The organism is Methanosarcinales archaeon (assembly GCA_014859725.1).
Lineage (GTDB): Archaea > Halobacteriota > Methanosarcinia > Methanosarcinales > Methanocomedenaceae > Kmv04.
This window is the reverse complement of sequence record JACUTQ010000040.1, coordinates 1-15563: the sequence shown is the minus strand read 5'-3', so window position 1 is coordinate 15563 and position 15563 is coordinate 1. Positions and strand designations below refer to the sequence as shown.

The 15563-nt window shown below is 44.2% G+C and carries 17 protein-coding genes; 14 read left to right on the top strand and 3 right to left on the bottom strand.

The annotated features are described in order from the left end of the window. The 6 genes from IBX40_05150 to IBX40_05125 form a co-directional block, all read left to right on the top strand. On the top strand, positions 1-246 hold a 246-nt coding region (locus tag IBX40_05150; GenBank protein MBE0523706.1), incomplete at its 5' end, for a hypothetical protein. A gap of 164 nt (positions 247-410) precedes the next feature. Continuing rightward, positions 411-1292 (top strand): DMT family transporter, encoded by an 882-nt coding sequence (locus IBX40_05145; protein ID MBE0523705.1) that lies wholly within the window; start codon positions 411-413, stop codon positions 1290-1292. A gap of 64 nt (positions 1293-1356) precedes the next feature. Beyond that, a complete protein-coding gene (locus tag IBX40_05140) occupies positions 1357-1611 on the top strand; it encodes a 4Fe-4S binding protein (GenBank protein ID MBE0523704.1) in 255 nt (84 codons plus the stop codon). Continuing rightward, on the top strand, positions 1577-2707 hold the full coding sequence (locus tag IBX40_05135; GenBank protein MBE0523703.1) for a 2-oxoacid:acceptor oxidoreductase subunit alpha: 1131 nt from the start codon (positions 1577-1579) through the stop codon (positions 2705-2707). Before IBX40_05140 ends, IBX40_05135 begins: the two co-directional genes overlap by 35 nt. Further along, positions 2704-3537 carry a 2-oxoacid:ferredoxin oxidoreductase subunit beta gene (locus IBX40_05130; protein MBE0523702.1) on the top strand — a complete coding sequence of 278 codons (834 nt, stop codon included), beginning with the start codon at positions 2704-2706 and terminating at the stop codon, positions 3535-3537. Before IBX40_05135 ends, IBX40_05130 begins: the two co-directional genes overlap by 4 nt. Next, positions 3534-4097 carry a 2-oxoacid:acceptor oxidoreductase family protein gene (locus IBX40_05125; protein ID MBE0523701.1) on the top strand — a complete coding sequence of 188 codons (564 nt, stop codon included), beginning with the start codon at positions 3534-3536 and terminating at the stop codon, positions 4095-4097. Before IBX40_05130 ends, IBX40_05125 begins: the two co-directional genes overlap by 4 nt. A gap of 56 nt (positions 4098-4153) precedes the next feature. Here the strand turns inward: IBX40_05125 and IBX40_05120 are convergent, their stop codons facing one another. From IBX40_05120 to IBX40_05110, 3 genes are all read right to left on the bottom strand, one after another. Further along, positions 4154-4468 carry an iron-sulfur cluster assembly accessory protein gene (locus tag IBX40_05120; protein MBE0523700.1) on the bottom strand — a complete coding sequence of 105 codons (315 nt, stop codon included), beginning with the start codon at positions 4466-4468 and terminating at the stop codon, positions 4154-4156. Positions 4469-4603: 135 nt separating this feature from the next. Then, positions 4604-5392 (bottom strand): Dna2/Cas4 domain-containing protein, encoded by a 789-nt coding sequence (locus tag IBX40_05115; protein ID MBE0523699.1) that lies wholly within the window; start codon positions 5390-5392, stop codon positions 4604-4606. A 265-nt stretch (positions 5393-5657) separates the two neighbouring features. Next, positions 5658-7331, bottom strand: a complete 1674-nt coding sequence (locus IBX40_05110; GenBank protein MBE0523698.1) for an ATP-binding cassette domain-containing protein — start codon at positions 7329-7331, stop codon at positions 5658-5660. Between the two features lie 125 nt (positions 7332-7456). Between IBX40_05110 and IBX40_05105 the strand changes: the two genes are divergently transcribed. The 8 genes from IBX40_05105 to IBX40_05070 all read left to right on the top strand — a co-directional run bounded on the left by IBX40_05105 (position 7457) and on the right by IBX40_05070 (position 15415). Continuing rightward, the gene (locus IBX40_05105; protein ID MBE0523697.1) at positions 7457-8308 is read left to right on the top strand and encodes an energy-coupling factor transporter transmembrane protein EcfT; all 852 of its coding nucleotides are present in this window, start codon (positions 7457-7459) and stop codon (positions 8306-8308) included. A gap of 34 nt (positions 8309-8342) precedes the next feature. After that, the gene (locus tag IBX40_05100; protein MBE0523696.1) at positions 8343-9236 is read left to right on the top strand and encodes a DUF3344 domain-containing protein; all 894 of its coding nucleotides are present in this window, start codon (positions 8343-8345) and stop codon (positions 9234-9236) included. Next, on the top strand, positions 9233-10312 hold the full coding sequence (locus tag IBX40_05095) for a hypothetical protein (GenBank protein ID MBE0523695.1): 1080 nt from the start codon (positions 9233-9235) through the stop codon (positions 10310-10312). Before IBX40_05100 ends, IBX40_05095 begins: the two co-directional genes overlap by 4 nt. Position 10313: 1 nt before the next feature. Beyond that, positions 10314-10517, top strand: coding sequence for a hypothetical protein (locus IBX40_05090; protein ID MBE0523694.1), 204 nt, complete (start codon positions 10314-10316; stop codon positions 10515-10517). A gap of 249 nt (positions 10518-10766) precedes the next feature. Beyond that, complete coding sequence (locus tag IBX40_05085; protein MBE0523693.1) at positions 10767-12536, top strand: DUF3344 domain-containing protein; 1770 nt, start codon at positions 10767-10769, stop codon at positions 12534-12536. Then, positions 12493-13560, top strand: a complete 1068-nt coding sequence (locus tag IBX40_05080; protein MBE0523692.1) for a DUF3344 domain-containing protein — start codon at positions 12493-12495, stop codon at positions 13558-13560. The genes IBX40_05085 and IBX40_05080 overlap by 44 nt, the downstream gene beginning before the upstream one ends. 6 nt (positions 13561-13566) lie before the next feature. Continuing rightward, positions 13567-14241, top strand: a complete 675-nt coding sequence (locus IBX40_05075; GenBank protein MBE0523691.1) for an ABC transporter ATP-binding protein — start codon at positions 13567-13569, stop codon at positions 14239-14241. Positions 14242-14251: 10 nt separating this feature from the next. After that, positions 14252-15415: an ABC transporter permease gene (locus IBX40_05070; GenBank protein MBE0523690.1), complete on the top strand. Its 1164-nt coding sequence runs from the start codon at positions 14252-14254 to the stop codon at positions 15413-15415. Positions 15416-15563: the final 148 nt, after the last annotated feature.

Here is a 15563-nt window from a genome sequence, read left to right as displayed (position 1 = left end):
AAAAATTTCAATGCAAATCGGGAAAATCAGGAAGAGTTAATAAAAAGAAAGGTCCAGCCTATTGTAAAAAAGACCGTTGAGGGTATCAATTACCAGCATCAAGATGTATGGAAAGCTTTCAGGGAAGCTTCCCGACAGCTGGAAGACCCCACAGATGCGAACCAAATAATGGCTCTGTATGAGGCGTTATATAGCCAATTGGAACTCGAAAACAAGAAAAAACTGGCATATCATATGGCATACTAGAGAAGGATCGTATCATGCAGAATCTTTAGGTCTACAAATTCCAGCTTCACAATTGCACTTAAAGGGAGTGGGCTTCTCCTTCTTTTTTTTGTGACCATTCTGCCACACATTTCTCGTTTAAATGAGACCTTTTCAGCACATTAATCATCGGCAACTTTAATAATATGACAGAGCATCTCGCCTATCATATGATAGGTGAGGTTGCGGCCATCATGGCTGCAGTATTCTGGTCCATAGCCGCAATATTGTATAAAAAAGGACTTCAGGATGTGGAGGCACTTCCGGCCGTGCTTATCCGTACTTTTTTTGCCATGGTTTTCATGTTTTTGGTGAACACGCTGCTTCACAGTTCAGATTATGCCATACCGCTCATGGCTTTCCTCTTCCTGTCACTTGGCGGGATACTCAGGCTTTTCATCGGAGGATACCTGTATTTTCGCGGCCTGGAATATGCATCGGTCTCACGGGTAATTCCCCTGATATTCACTTTTCCATTATTAACTATACTGCTCAGCCACCTGATCCTGAATGAAAAAATTACATCAGGTCTCGTCTTAGGTACTTTGCTGCTCTTCACAGGTATATGGGTGCTCAGCAGAGAGAAAGCATCGGGGAGTGAAAAGAATCCCAGGCTTGGCATGATCTTTACGCTTTCCGCTGCCGTATGCTACGCGTTTTCCATCATTGCCACCCGGACCGGACTGTATGATGTGGAACCTATCTGGGCGGCTTTTATCAGCTTACCCATGCCGGTAATGACAATGTACCTGCTTTTTTCAGTCGATAAGGGACCTACCGCTGCTCTTAAACTGGATAAGAGGTCATCTGCGATCCTGGGCATGGGGGGAATATTTGGCATGGGGCTGGGGAGTTACATGTTCTTTATCAGCCTGACCCATATCGGTACAGCCCAGGCCACATCACTGGGCTCGGTCACACCATTGTTCTCCAGTCTGCTTGCCGTGAAATTCCTGGGTGAAAAAGTGAACCAGCAGTTGTTGTTGGGCACAATTATAATGATCTCTGGTATCTGGCTGGTTATTTAGGAAAATACTTATTTAACATTAACAAGCAAACTAATTGAAATATCTTTAATTAGCGGCTATTGAAATGAATAAGGACAAAGATGAACCAGTTCATATTTTTTCAAGCTGGTGCAAGAAATGCGGCATTTGCATATCGGTCTGCCCGAAAAATGTATTAGAGCGCGGTCCGAATGGGACTCCCATTGCCACCAGACCTGAAGACTGTATACAGTGCGGTTTATGTGATATACACTGTCCGGATTTTGCAATAACCCTGAGTAAAAAGGCGAAAAAGGAGGAAGAGCATGAAGAAAGCAAAGGAAGTATTGCTGCAGGGTAATGAAGCCTGCGCAATGGGTGCGCTTGCTGCAGGTATGCGGTTCTTCGGTGGCTATCCTATCACTCCCAGTACGGAAATCGCCGAATTTCTATCAGTTGAACTGCTAAAAGTGGGGGGTATATTCATCCAGATGGAGGATGAGATCGCCAGCATGGCAGCAATTATCGGAGCATCACTGGCAGGTGTCAAGTCCATGACAGCTACAAGCGGGCCAGGCTTCTCGTTGATGCAAGAAAATATTGGTTATGCTTCAATGGCCGAGGTGCCTTGTGTAGTAGTAAATGTAATGAGAGGAGGTCCCAGTACAGGAATGCCAACCAGGCCCAGCCAGGGAGATGTGATGCAGAGCCGCTGGGGAACCCATGGAGATCATCCAAGCATAGTACTTTGTCCCCAGTCTGTGATGGAATGTTATACCCTGACCATCCGTGCATTCAACCTGGCCGAGAAATACCGTACTCCTGTGATCGTGCTTATGGATGGGATTGTAGGCCATATGTGGGAAAATATCCATATACCGGAAAATATTGAGATCATTGATAAGCGAGAACCAACGGTTCCTCCGGAATGGTACGAGCCCTATGAAGATCTTCCTGGCGGCGAGATCGCCCCCCTTGTACCCTTTGGAGAAGGATATAGGTATCACGTGACAGGGATGGTACATGATAGCCAGGGTTTTCCCACCCTGGTCAAAGATGAAGTGGAACAATGCCTGAATAAAATTATCTATAAGATAAAAAATAATCTTCATGATATCATTGAAATTGAGGAATATTTGGTAGAAGATGCCGAGATATGCATAATAGCTTACGGCAGTGTGGCTCGTTCTGCAAAAGAGGCTGTGAAAATGGCCAGAGGTGAAGGTTTTAAAGTGGGATTAATAAGACCAATAACTCTTTGGCCCTTCCCGAGGTTCCATTTGGAGCATGCAAGCAGGAAGATGAAGACACTAATTGTACCTGAGATGAATTATGGGCAGGTATATGGAGAAGTTCTTAAATCATCCCCCCACAAAGCAGTTAAAGTTACCAGGGTTGATGGTGAACTGATAACACCTGAAGAGATAATGAAAAAGATAGAAGAGGTGGCATTATGATCCAGACTTCAGAGGCTATTTATAAATATCTGCGGCCAGACAAGAAATTTCCTCATGTCTGGTGTCCGGGCTGCGGTGCAGGAATAGTAATGGGTGCACTGGTCAGAGCCATTGAAAAGACTGGATTGACCAAGGACGAGATCGTGCTGGTCAGCGGAATAGGCTGCTCAGGCAGGATGAGCACATACCTTGACTTTAATACCCTTCATACTACACACGGCCGGGCCCTGGCATTTGCTACCGGCATCAAACTGGCAAAACCAGAACTTACCGTGATCGTGATCATGGGGGATGGCGATGCAACAGCCATTGGCGGCAACCACCTGATACATGCCTGCAGGCGTAACATTGACATTAACGCCATCATTATCAACAATAATATATATGGAATGACCGGAGGCCAATATTCGCCCACCACACCCACCAACAACAAGGCAAGTACGGCCCATTATGGTAATATAGAAAAACCCTTTGATATCTGCAAACTGGTAGAAGCCTGTGGCGCTACCTATGTAGCCAGAAGTACTACATATCATGCAAAGATGCTGGACAGCCTTATTGAACGCAGTATTGGTAAGCACGGTTTTTGTGTTGTGGAAGCTATGGCCCAGTGTCCGGTTCAATATGGCAGGCGTAATAAGCTGGGTGGTCCGGTGGACATGCTTCAATTGTATAAAGAGAATGCATTATCCATTGGAGCTTACGAAAAACTCACTCCTGAAGAGATTGCTGATCAATTCCCGGTAGGAGTACTTGTGGATAAGGAAGAACCTGAATATCTTGACAAGTATAGAAATAATATACAAAAAGCAGGTGGTAATGTCCCATGAAAAGGTACAATATCTGCCTTGCAGGTTCAGGAGGTCAGGGTCTTATATTAGCAGGTGTTCTCCTGGCTCAAGCGGCTGTTAATGATGGTAAATATGTAAGTCTGACCAGCAGTTATGGACCCGAAGCCCGTGGAGGTGCCAGCAGGTCGAACCTGGTCATAAGTAAAAAACCAATCGATTATCCCATGCCTGAAAGTCTGGATGTGCTGCTGGCATTGAACCAGGAATCGTGTGATAAGTACATTCCAGAATTAAAGGATGAAGGTTTGTTGATAATAGATTCATCTCAGGTTATTCATCAACCGCCCATCAAGCACTACAGCGTCCCATTTGCAGACCTGGCTGTTAAAGCTGGTGCGGCTGTTACAGCTAATGTGGTCGCTCTGGGGACCATTATGGCATTAACAGGTATTGTCAAGGCATCATCTCTTGAATTGGCCTTGAGTGAACGTATAAAACAAGAATTGTTACCTGTAAATCAAAAAGCTCTAAAACAAGGGATTAAACACGGAAGAATGTTAAAGAATAATACAGAAGAGTATTATACATACTATACCTAAGATAGTGTCATATGACACTATCTTGGGTTAAATATTGAAAATTTTATAATGCTCCTTTAACAGGAGCAGCCTGACCCGCATGATGGCGCATTAGGATTCTTTATTACAAATCCCTGGCCGTGTTCATTATCAATATAATCGATCTCAGCTCCATACAGTGATTCCTGAACTTCACCTGTCATGAACAGCTTAATTCCGTTGCTGGTCAATTCTACATCTTCATCGGTCTTTTTGTTGTCCAGGGTTAAACCGTACTGGACACCGCTGCATCCCATGCCTGCTACAAATATCCGAAGTGCATGATCAGATTTATTTTCTTGCTCAAGTAAATTTTTCAATTCGCCTGCTGCTAATTCTGTTACTTCAATCATAGTATCACTACCTTTTAATTTTAATAAGTTTAATACTACCCCATTGTTCGGAGCTATACGAACATATATTATAATTATGCTCGTAAATACTTTTCGGTTCAATAACTTCACATTACTTTAATATTGTTATTTGATTTAAAAGAAACGGGATGCAAGGGTTGGAATAACACTACAAAAGGACTTATATCCACAATAATCGCAAGGTGTAGAGTCTGGTCTTTGCGGTAGTTTACCAGCTCTTATTTTCCTGATCCTGCTGGCAAGTGCCAAAACTTTCCTCCTGTCAGCTCGTTTGATCTGGACTTCGCGCACAATACCATATCTGGCATATTCTACTATTGAACGTTCGACAAAGCAATCATATTCTTCCTCGACCAATATGGATAGTGCTGTAAGTCTAACACGATCGTTCTTCCATATCCCATTATCTGGAGCCTTGCCTGTTCGGATGATGGAGAGGGAGATTGCTTTATCCAACATTAACACCCTATCAGGGGTTCCTGATATGCGGTATTTTTTAGAATAAAGCACAGGTTCTGTAGAATAGGATGTCAACATACATACCAGTCTGCCTACTTTGAACCTTTCAATAGAATCTATAATCCCGGCCTTAATCTCCCCAAGCCATGAACGTACCAATTCAATTGATTCTGTTAATACATCATCATTTAAATTTTGAATATCATCTCGATATATTGCTGCAAGGTTCAGTGCTGAATCTTCAAGGAGCATTTCCAGATCATTGTCCAAATTTTCTGAGGTAATTATTTCAGCAAATGAATGAGCCATCTCTTTAACCAGCAATGTGGCTATGTAAGCAGGAGTTGTGGTCATTTCTGGCTGATGATCCTGGTATGTATAATATACAATCCTGGGGCACTTTAAGTAATTACTGATGTCTGAAACTCTAACATAGTCTTCCATAATCTTAACCCTTGAAAGAAAATTATAGTGGGATGTTTACCTTTGTTTTATTATATTTTAATTTTGTGATTCGATGGTTTTATCTTCCCGAAAAGATTTCGCATCAGATTTTGCGCTGAAATATTTGTTCAGGGTTGTTCAACGAGAATTTTAATGGAGACAGTGTGTTAATTTAACAGAAAGATCGGGACTTTTCCGACAATCTCAAATACAGCCATTTCCAAAATATAATTTACATACGCTGGTATTTAATCAATACTTAGATTCAGGACTTCCCCATCAGGTCTTTTAACTCTGATATGGTAAGAATTACCGGTACTTTTTCGCTGCCCTCACGCAGCTGGTGGCTGAGTTTTGTTATCATCGGTGGTTCTATGGATGCCTGTTCCAGCAGATCTGATCGTGAGAATACCTGCCGCGTGCTGTCATCGATCAGGATATTACCTTCTTTCATGATAACGGTCCTGTCAGCATAGGCTGCAACTATACTCATATCATGGGTAATCAGGATGATCGTTTTTCCGGCGTGGTTCAACTTCTTCATTTTATGCAAGAATTTGCTCAAATGCCCCCGGTCCTGCCCTGTCGTGGGTTCATCCAGTACCAGAATATCGGGTTCAAGCGAGAGAATCGAAGCCACTGCCAGTCTTTGCCTCTCACCCCGGCTGAGAGAATGGGGGTGACGGTCCCTATACTCTGCCAGCTGCATCATATCCAGGGCACTGGCGACTTTTGTGTCTATCTCCTCAGCAGGCATCGACCTGGTCTTGAGCCCGAAAGCCACTTCCTCCCAGACCGTATCTGCAAAAAGCTGGTAATCAGGGTTCTGGAACAGGTAACCTACCTCCCTGGCCAGTTCAGCCACACCAAAATTCTTGATATCCTGTCCGTCTATCATGACCCGTCCCTTATCAGGCTTAATGAGCCCTATGAGGCAGCTCAGTAAAGTTGTCTTTCCTGAACCATTGGGTCCTATCATTGCAATAAATTCACCGCGCCTTAATGTCAGGTCAATTCCTCTTAATACCTCAGTCCCGTCCTGGTAACTGAACCTAACATCTTCAAATACCACATGCGGTCCGTTATCCGGGATATGTAAGATATCAGGGGGATTAATAAAGGAGTCCTTAATACCATTAAGATGGGAAAATATGGCCCGATAGGACGGCTTCACATGCAGCATCTCTGAGAGGCGGATCAGATGGGGTGGATACAATCCGATATGGTTCAACAGATCAAGGTTCTGGGTGAAGATATCGCACGTCTTCCCATCCAGGATGATCCTGCCTTTGTCCATCACGATGGTCCTGTCTGCCAGGCCGATCACCTCGTCAAGCTTGTGTTCTATTAAAATGATGGTAATGCTCAGCTCCCTGTTCAAACGCCGGATGGTCTCGAGAACTTCCCTTGTTCCCCTGGGGTCAAGATCAGATGTGGGTTCATCAAGCACAAGAATATTCGGCTGCATGGCAAGGTTCCCGGCAATGGCAGTGCGCTGTTTCTCACCCCCCGAAAGGGTGAAGGTAAAACGTTCCCTCAATCCATCTATTCCTGCAATTTGCAGAGACCTTTCTACCCGTTTTAGGATCTCTTCCCTCTCAACCCCCAGATTCTCAGGTCCAAAGGCCACATCCTCCTCAACGGTCAGCCCGAACAGCTGAGCATCAGGGTTCTGGAACACGATCCCCACCTCAGTGGACATCTGGTGGACCTTATGTTTACTCACATCCTTCCCATTTACCCATATTGTTCCTTCCAGTTCCCCGCCAGATACCTTGGGTATGATACCGTTTAGGCACTGTATAAGTGTGGATTTCCCGCAGCCGCTAGGTCCCAGTAACAGAATGAACTCACCCTCATGGATTTCAAGATCGATATTATCAAGGGCAGAAATTTCAATATTTGGGTAGCAGTATGTCAGATTTTGTATAGAGATCATTATTTTTATGAAAATGGAATATTTATTATATAATTTCACCTCATCCCAATTAACTTAAATAATATAGATATTTATTCAGAGTAATACTTTTTGGAAAAATCGTAATAACAATTTTGAGTGATCAAATGAGAGGATTATTTCGTTATGAACAAAAGACAACAGCAATCCATAGAATTGATCCAAGGATTAAACTAATATGGGTATTCAGTATATCGGTGCTTTCCATAATAGTAGGCGTTCCGTGGCTCCTTTTAATAATATTTTCATCTACCTTGCCGTTCTGGGCAGTGCTGCGTCCTTCTAAGGAAAAGATCACTTCAATCGTTTTCGTGTTGTTTACCATGGTCCTGGGATTCATGTTTTCACAATCAATATTCTATTATTGGGGTGAGAATCCCACATTTACTTTAATCCCGGCATCCTTTCCAATTTTTGGCCCGATAACAGGAGGCATCCATGTATACAAAGAAGGAGCAGTGTACGGTTTCATCCAGTCCTTCAGATTCATAGCTACAGTAAGTGCGGCTTTATTACTGGTATCTACAACCCATCCCAGCGAGCTTATTGCTGGTATTGTGCGGTTCATTCCCATAGGAAATAGATGTATCGGTTTTCCAATCGAGATAGCTTTTATGGTGTCTACGGCAGTGAGCTTTGCACCCACCATGATCGAGGAATGTCTCATCACCATCAATGCAATGCAGGTACGGGGTCTGAATATGAAGGGGATAACCAATAAGATAAAAGCCCTGAGATATCTCTTTTTCCCCCTGGTTGTTAATGTCTTAAGAACCGGCAGACAGATCGCTATCGCCGCAGATTCCCGTGCTTTCAGGGCCACAAAGCACAGGACATACGTCAAGGAACTCAGACTGAAACATTTGGACTACATTTTCCTATCCTATATCTGTGTATTCATGTGTATCGGGTTATATCTCAGTTTCACAGGATTCGGGGGAACAGCTCCTGGGAGGTAGCATGAGATTTTTTTATTGTATTATGATTTTACTTATGTCGATTCCCATGACCTCGGCCGGTGAATGGAGGGGTCAGGGAACGCCTCTGTATGTGATAGCTGAAGGTCAGGTCCATGGAGGTGTGTATGTGGGTGGTGGTCATGGTTTGACATATGAGGACCCTTATGTGGAATACTTCGATCTGCCCCGGGATATTGAATACGCCCGCCTCTATATACCTATGTGGAACTACAACGAAAATGACTGGATCGAGGTCAGTATCAACGGAGATAGCCTGGGGAAAAAGAACATACCCGACTATGTAGCTGCATGGGGGGTTGCGGACTATGTTTATACTGTTACCGATACAATTAGGCCGGGAATGAATAAAATTTCAGTTACCTATCATAATACAAACGGTGCACCATACTGCATTGTGCTGGCAGCGGTGTATAAAGACCCTGCAATGCCGCAAACACGGTACTGGATTGCAGAGGGAAATAATGTCCTGTCCCACGTATCTAAAAAGGACAGCGCAGATGTGATATTCAAAGGCCAGGTACCTGAAGAGGTGACCAATGCCACCCTGTGGACCATGATGATCGCAGGAAACGAAGGCGAAGTTGACAGGTTATATTTCAATTCCCACCTAGTGGGTGAAGATGTAGGGAGGAGAAAATCCGGAGCATATTTTGACCTGGACAGATGGGATGTCAGGAAATTCCTTATCACTGCTGACAACACGGTTCGGTTTGAGCGGGGAAAAGAGGAATACCTCCATCCTTTCAATGCAGTGCTGGCTGTAGAATACCAGCAGGATATGGGAGACGATTTCCTTGAAATGTACACCCAGGCTGACCCTACAAAGAGCAGCATACCCATACCTGTTATTATAATTCTGGCAGCTTGCATCCTTTTTTTTACCTATAGGTTTATGAGGAAAAAATGAAACGGCTGATCTGCATCTTATTGATACTTCTCTATTTTTCCAATCCGGCAGGTGCTGATCTGGATGTGGAAATGACCATCCCCCTAAAAAGTAAGGAGATATATGATCCAAATAAGTTAATTGCGGGAGTCACATGGCATGAAAGGGCACAGGTCACTCTGAGCAATACCGGGGATAAGCCGCTCTATGATATTGAAGTTGTTGTAGATGTCCCCCTCCAAATGGATATTGACCTGTCTATTCAGGAGATTTCAGATATCAATGTAGAAGGGCAGACTATTAAGACCAGAATCCAGGAACTTAAGCCAGGAGAATCCGTGGACTTTATATTCGGGGTCAAGCCACCTGTTTCAATCGAGTTTAAGAAGGATGCAGGATTTTCCATCTCAACCAGTTACACTGATGATACAGGTACCCATTCAGATAGGGTAATTCACACTGTGGAGATCATACCTCCGCCCTCCTGGATTACCTATGGTACTATTCTGACGAGTCTGCTGATCCTTGTTATTGTCTTTGCAGTCGCATGGAAATTTAGGGTCCTGGAGTGGTTTACCACAATCGATCTCATAACAATAGCCCTTCTGGCCGGCCTCATCGGTGTTGTATTCCGGTGGTTCTGGCAGACCTTCAACGACCTTTTAGGACCCCTTGGAGGTCTGCTCTTCACCATACCCATAACAGTGCTGATGTTGATAGCGCTCCAGCTTGTGAGGAAACCGGGTACAGCTACCTTGCTGTTTACCGTAGTGGAACTGGTGGCAATGGTGGTTTGGGGCACCAATGTTATCATGTGGATGGGCTGGTACATGGCCGAAGGAGTGATAGTGGACGCCCTGGTGATATTATTTGGACGGGATTATGGGGATAGGCGGACTACTGCCGTGATCTATGGTATTTCAAGAAGTGCGTTTTCCTACTGGTTATTCTATTTCCTTTTTGCACCTGTGGTCTGGAAGGTCTATTATGCACCCTGGTATGCCTGGAGCGAAGTGGGCATTGCAGCCATTGGCGGCCTGATAGGAGGTATAATAGGATATGATATCGCCAGGAAAATGCGTGGAGCTATGATATAGTATGCAATCTGAAAAGTTGAAGATGAAACTGGAGCACTGGATTGAACATAATAACAGTCATGCAGCCACCTTTAAAAAGCAAGCAGTAGAGGCTGGAGAGATGGGATTTAGGGATATTGAAACAGAACTGTTACTGGCTGCAGAGGCTATGGAGAGGGCGGGCAGCCATCTTCAAAAGGCAAGAGAAAAATTGGGATGTTCATAAGATAGGGCATATAACTTTCTATTTGCTACCGTAGATAGAAGTATACATACAGATAAGATGCTATATTTTCTTCAACGTCAAACTTTTTTACACCCTTTTTGTCCATAATATAAATTGGTAAAGGATAATCTTGTATAAATTCGTAATACTTAATAACATGTAATTTATTTATTGTAATACTATATCATCAGTTAGTATATTTCAACAAACAAATAATTCGAAATTAGATACCAAATAAAGTGAAAGATAATGAAGAAGATTATAATATTATTATTATTATTACTACTGTTCTTGTTTATTCCGCCAGTCCAGGCAATCTATTCATACGACGGCATACCGTTTAGGATCGCTTCCCAGGGCACGGTTAATGGTGGGGTATATATTGACGGCGGCCATGGCCTGGAATTTCCACCTTACTCCCAGGAATTTGATGTGCCTGATGGTTCTATCAGATGGGCACGCCTGTATGTCGGCATCTGGGGCGGCAAGGAAGAGTATGATGGGTGGGTCCAGGTTGACATAAACGGCAAAAGTACGGATACAGTACAGCTGATGGGTATTAATGATGAAAGTACAAATGTGTACTGTTCAGGCCATGGGGTTTACTGGGTATACTATGATGTAACTGATATTGTGGTAAACGGCGAGAACACGGTGATTATTGAAACAAGCCAGGGAGAACCCGGCAATAAGCTTGACGGCAGGGTGTACGGCGCCGTGCTCGCCGCAGTCTATGTAGACAAGAATGCACCCGAGATCGCCTACAAGATCTATGACGGGAATGTGAATCTCCATGGTGGGGGATGGAGCGGAAAGCAGGAGAATATGAATTATGAGACTTCCGTATTTTTCAATGATATGCAGGACCAAAACGGTCTGGACGGAGCAGATCTCACGGTGGTGTATCTGGCAGGTTCAAAGGGCCTGCCGGATTTTCTGCAATTTAATGGAAAACAGCTCGGGACCACACCTCAATATCTTCTGGATATGGGATACCATATCGGAGTCACAGATATTGCCAATGAGGCGATTGGTGATGCATGTTCTGGTTCTGGCAACCGGAGCAGTTACTTTGATATAGAGTTCTTCGATGTACTTGAATATACACGTGCAGACAATGTCCTTACCTTCCTATCAGGACGTGACCTGGATGGAGATGGAGAGATCGAAGAAGATGAAGGTGAAGACTATCTACATCCGGTCATCACATCACTTGTAGTAAAGCGGAAGACTCCTGCAAATCCCATGCCTGATTTATCGATAGAAGTTGAAATGGATGAAAACAGTCTTATTGAGGAATATGATGTTGAGATCCCGGTGGTGATGGGTAATCCGGGTGGATTGCATGAAGGGATTTTCAAGATTAAGTTAAATGTTGACGGCAGTGAGACTTCGGCGAACGATGCCTATATGGATGCCAGTGGTGTTAGCAGATCAACGATTAACTGGCATGCTACGGCAGGAGTCCATCTTCTGGAAATAATAGTGGATCCGGAAGATGCAGTACAGGAGTCCGATGAAAATAACAATATCTATGAGGCAGAAGTATATGTTAATACAAGATCCGACCTGTCGGTTTCCATAGGAAATCCGGTGAGAATTGAAACTGAAAACAGACCGGCTGAAGCATCATCGCTGTTATTGATATTTCTGGTTATTGGATGTTTCAGAAGAAAAAAAGCCTTCTTGATGGCAGTTCTTCTTATAGCTGTATGTTTTAGCGGGTGTACAGGGCCCGATACCGAACACAAACAAATGGACTATCACGTTCCTTTGGTCATTAAGAATAGTGGTGAGGCATCAGCCCAACAATTTGATGTCAACCTGTATCTTGATGAAGAGAGGATTGCAGCACTGCAGATTCAGGAGCTGGTCGGGAGTTCTTCAGTGGAAGAGGAACTGATGGTAACAGTTGGGGAGGGGGAGCATATTCTCAAAGCAATAGCCGACGAGAAGAACTATGTAATTGAATCAGATGAGGCAAACAATGTCAACGAAATCGTGTATAATTTTACTTAGTCTCCTGATAATAGTGGTTTTTCCGGCATCGGCATCATATGCTGGTGACAAGCCGCTGACAACTGTTTATCATGATGTGCACCGGGGGGGTGTCGAATTCACTCTCGGCAACAGCAAATACAGCGGAGAGATGAATTCCAATGATACCTACATGGTTGACTTCGAAGTGGCTGTTCCGGCAAATGCAAGTATAAAATTTGCACGGGCATATACCTACTGGGTATGGAGCAAAAAAGGTCTGGAAGGTATATTTCCACTGATCAATGCATCAGTTATGCATCATGGGGTTGTCAGCCCGTTTTCACCTGTTCTGCGATATACCGATACCAAAGGATTTGCAGCCAGATACGATTTCTTTTCAGGTACAGATGCCTATGATCTTAGCGACCTGATACATGAAAATGGCACTTATTCGATATCATTAAGGAATTCGGCAGATGACGGGCGGACATTATGTTTACAGGGAATCGGATTGCTCATTATCTATGAATATCAGGATGAACCGGTTATCGAATACTGGGTTAATGAAGGGTGTGATATGATCTATGCTGAACATGGGATCACTCCGAAAATGGCTACAACCACCACATATTTCAAAGGTGAAGTAGACGCAGAAAAGGTGAGCCGGGCATACATGATAACCGTATCTCCTTCTGGGGGGTTAACCCAGGGTGCAAAACAGACTCGTAACACGATTTATTTCAATGAGAAAGCAGAAGTTACGCCCATTCTGGGAGATATTATAAGGATATTATTCGGCAGCGGAAAAGTGTGGAACGATATGTACATGACAGGTGAATCAGTCCAGATCGCTCTGGACGAGCGGGACGTCACAAATTATCTGAAAACCAGGGATAATTTTGTCAGCATACAGGACAGTGGCGATTACATGCTGGTGACAAATGCTATCATGGTACTGGAGTTTGAAGAGGAGGGAGAAGCGAATGCGAAAAAAACCTCAGGCTTTGAACTGCTTGCCGGGATTCTTGCAATGATCTTTGCTTATGCAGCAGGTAAAAGGTGAGAAATAATGTGGATGGTTGAAACACGGGAGTTGTCAAAGTCCTACCTTTTTAGCTCAGGGAACCGGGTGGTGGCGCTCAGTGGTGTGAACCTGACAGTTGACAGCGGCGAGTTTGTTTCAATAATGGGGCCATCCGGTTCAGGGAAATCTACACTGCTCAATATAGTAGGATGTCTGGACAAACCAACTGCCGGAAATGTCTATATAAATGAGGAGAAGATCGACTACGGAAAAGCTGGCCATCTCGTACAACTGCACAGGCAGACAATAGGGTTCATCTTCCAGGGATTTAACCTCATTTCGACAATGAATGCCCTGGAGAATGTTTGGTATCCCATGTATTTCAACAAGGTTCCGAAGTTGGAGCGTAAGCAGAGGGCAGAAGAACTGTTAGAATCGGTGGGATTAATAGACAGGGCACTTCATCTGCCCTCTGAACTATCCGGGGGTGAGCAGCAGCGTGTGGCCATAGCCCGGGCACTTGCAAACCATCCCAGGCTTATCCTGGCAGATGAACCTACCGGCAACATCGACTCCAGGACCGGAAGAATGATAATTGACCTCATGAAGAAGCTGAATAAAGAACAAGGGATCACATTCATAGTCACAACCCACGACATGGTAATGGCCAACAATGCCGACAGGGTGATAACAATAACGGACGGTGAAATTGTTGATTGAGGCATTCACAATGGCATTGAGGCAGCTGCGTACCAAGAAGGTCAGGACATTGTTGATCTTGCTGGGGATATCAGTAGGTGTAGCCGCCGTGGTCGGAGTGACATCCCTGGGAGAGGGGATACGTGTCAATGCAGTTGATGAGATCCAACAATCCCATGACCTGACCTTAATAGAGGTCTCCCCGGGACTCAGCAGTGAAAACATTATCCTGATAACAGAATCAAAAGTCCGGGCGATTAGAGAATCCGGATATGCAGTCGCACCCTATGTTAAGGATGCATATGTGACACAGAATAAGACATACTTCGAGGTAAACGGCATTTCAGCGGAATACATGGATGCTAACAACCTCAAACTTGAAGACGGTATGTGGTTTGAGGAAGGAACATATCAGATCGTGCTGGGAAGCGATATCGGGGAGAAATTCAGTAAGATTGAGGGGACAGAGATCGGAAACGCCATAGATGCCAGGATAAGGTTGTACGGAGAAGAAGGCAGGGCGGTAGATAAGGATATAGCCTTCATGATAATTGGCAGGCTGGCACCTACCGGGACAAAAGCCGATGATCAGGCATTCATTGATATTAATATGGCAAAAAAGCTATCCGAGAAGGATGTATATGACGGCATTATGGTCAAGGTAGATACATCCAGCCAGGCGCCTGCTGCAAGAGCTGAGATTGAGAGGCTTGATCTGACCTGTTTCAGTGCCCAGGATGAAATAGATTCAATTAACAGAATCATGAATGGTGTGACACTCGTACTCGGCTTCTTCTCTGGAATATCTTTGATCGTAGGCGGAGTTATGATCATCAACACGATGATCGTCTCGGTGTACGAGCGGACCCGCGAGATAGGTATTACAAAATCAATCGGAGCTTCAGAATTTGACATCATCAAGATGTTTCTATCAGAATGCATCATCATAGGCATCCTGGGCGGTATATTGGGCGATATGGTGGGAGTTGTCTTCTCTTTTCTGATAGACAGAGTGGGCAAACCCATGCTAATTACCCAGCTGGGAATAGGGGAATTTGACCACTTGACTGTAATAAATATGGAAATACTGATGGCCGGATTCTTGATATCACTGATCATCTCAGTCCTTTCTGGTTTATATCCGGCATGGAGGGCTACAAAGCTGGATCCTGTGAAGGCGTTACGGCAGCTGTAGGGACTTTAATAGTTAACAAGGGAACTAAATTATAGTTAAAAACCATACAATATTGATAAGTAATAAACCACGGAGAGCACAGGCGTGCCGAGAAAAGCTCATATTCGCCAGCTGGTGAAAATCCAGCCTGAGGAAAGGCTAGCCACCA

Bases quoted from the DNA above. Each gene is read 5' to 3' on its own strand.
- IBX40_05145 (MBE0523705.1), top strand. From the start codon at position 411: ATGACAGAGCATCTCGCCTATCATATGATAGGTGAGGTTGCGGCCATC.
- IBX40_05140 (MBE0523704.1), top strand. From the start codon at position 1,357: ATGAATAAGGACAAAGATGAACCAGTTCATATTTTTTCAAGCTGGTGC.
- IBX40_05135 (MBE0523703.1), top strand. From the start codon at position 1,577: ATGAAGAAAGCAAAGGAAGTATTGCTGCAGGGTAATGAAGCCTGCGCA.
- IBX40_05130 (MBE0523702.1), top strand. From the start codon at position 2,704: ATGATCCAGACTTCAGAGGCTATTTATAAATATCTGCGGCCAGACAAG.
- IBX40_05125 (MBE0523701.1), top strand. From the start codon at position 3,534: ATGAAAAGGTACAATATCTGCCTTGCAGGTTCAGGAGGTCAGGGTCTT.
- IBX40_05120 (MBE0523700.1), bottom strand. From the start codon at position 4,468: ATGATTGAAGTAACAGAATTAGCAGCAGGCGAATTGAAAAATTTACTT.
- IBX40_05115 (MBE0523699.1), bottom strand. From the start codon at position 5,392: ATGGAAGACTATGTTAGAGTTTCAGACATCAGTAATTACTTAAAGTGC.
- IBX40_05110 (MBE0523698.1), bottom strand. From the start codon at position 7,331: ATGATCTCTATACAAAATCTGACATACTGCTACCCAAATATTGAAATT.
- IBX40_05105 (MBE0523697.1), top strand. From the start codon at position 7,457: ATGAGAGGATTATTTCGTTATGAACAAAAGACAACAGCAATCCATAGA.
- IBX40_05100 (MBE0523696.1), top strand. From the start codon at position 8,343: ATGTCGATTCCCATGACCTCGGCCGGTGAATGGAGGGGTCAGGGAACG.
- IBX40_05095 (MBE0523695.1), top strand. From the start codon at position 9,233: ATGAAACGGCTGATCTGCATCTTATTGATACTTCTCTATTTTTCCAAT.
- IBX40_05090 (MBE0523694.1), top strand. From the start codon at position 10,314: ATGCAATCTGAAAAGTTGAAGATGAAACTGGAGCACTGGATTGAACAT.
- IBX40_05085 (MBE0523693.1), top strand. From the start codon at position 10,767: ATGAAGAAGATTATAATATTATTATTATTATTACTACTGTTCTTGTTT.
- IBX40_05080 (MBE0523692.1), top strand. From the start codon at position 12,493: ATGAGGCAAACAATGTCAACGAAATCGTGTATAATTTTACTTAGTCTC.
- IBX40_05075 (MBE0523691.1), top strand. From the start codon at position 13,567: ATGTGGATGGTTGAAACACGGGAGTTGTCAAAGTCCTACCTTTTTAGC.
- IBX40_05070 (MBE0523690.1), top strand. From the start codon at position 14,252: ATGGCATTGAGGCAGCTGCGTACCAAGAAGGTCAGGACATTGTTGATC.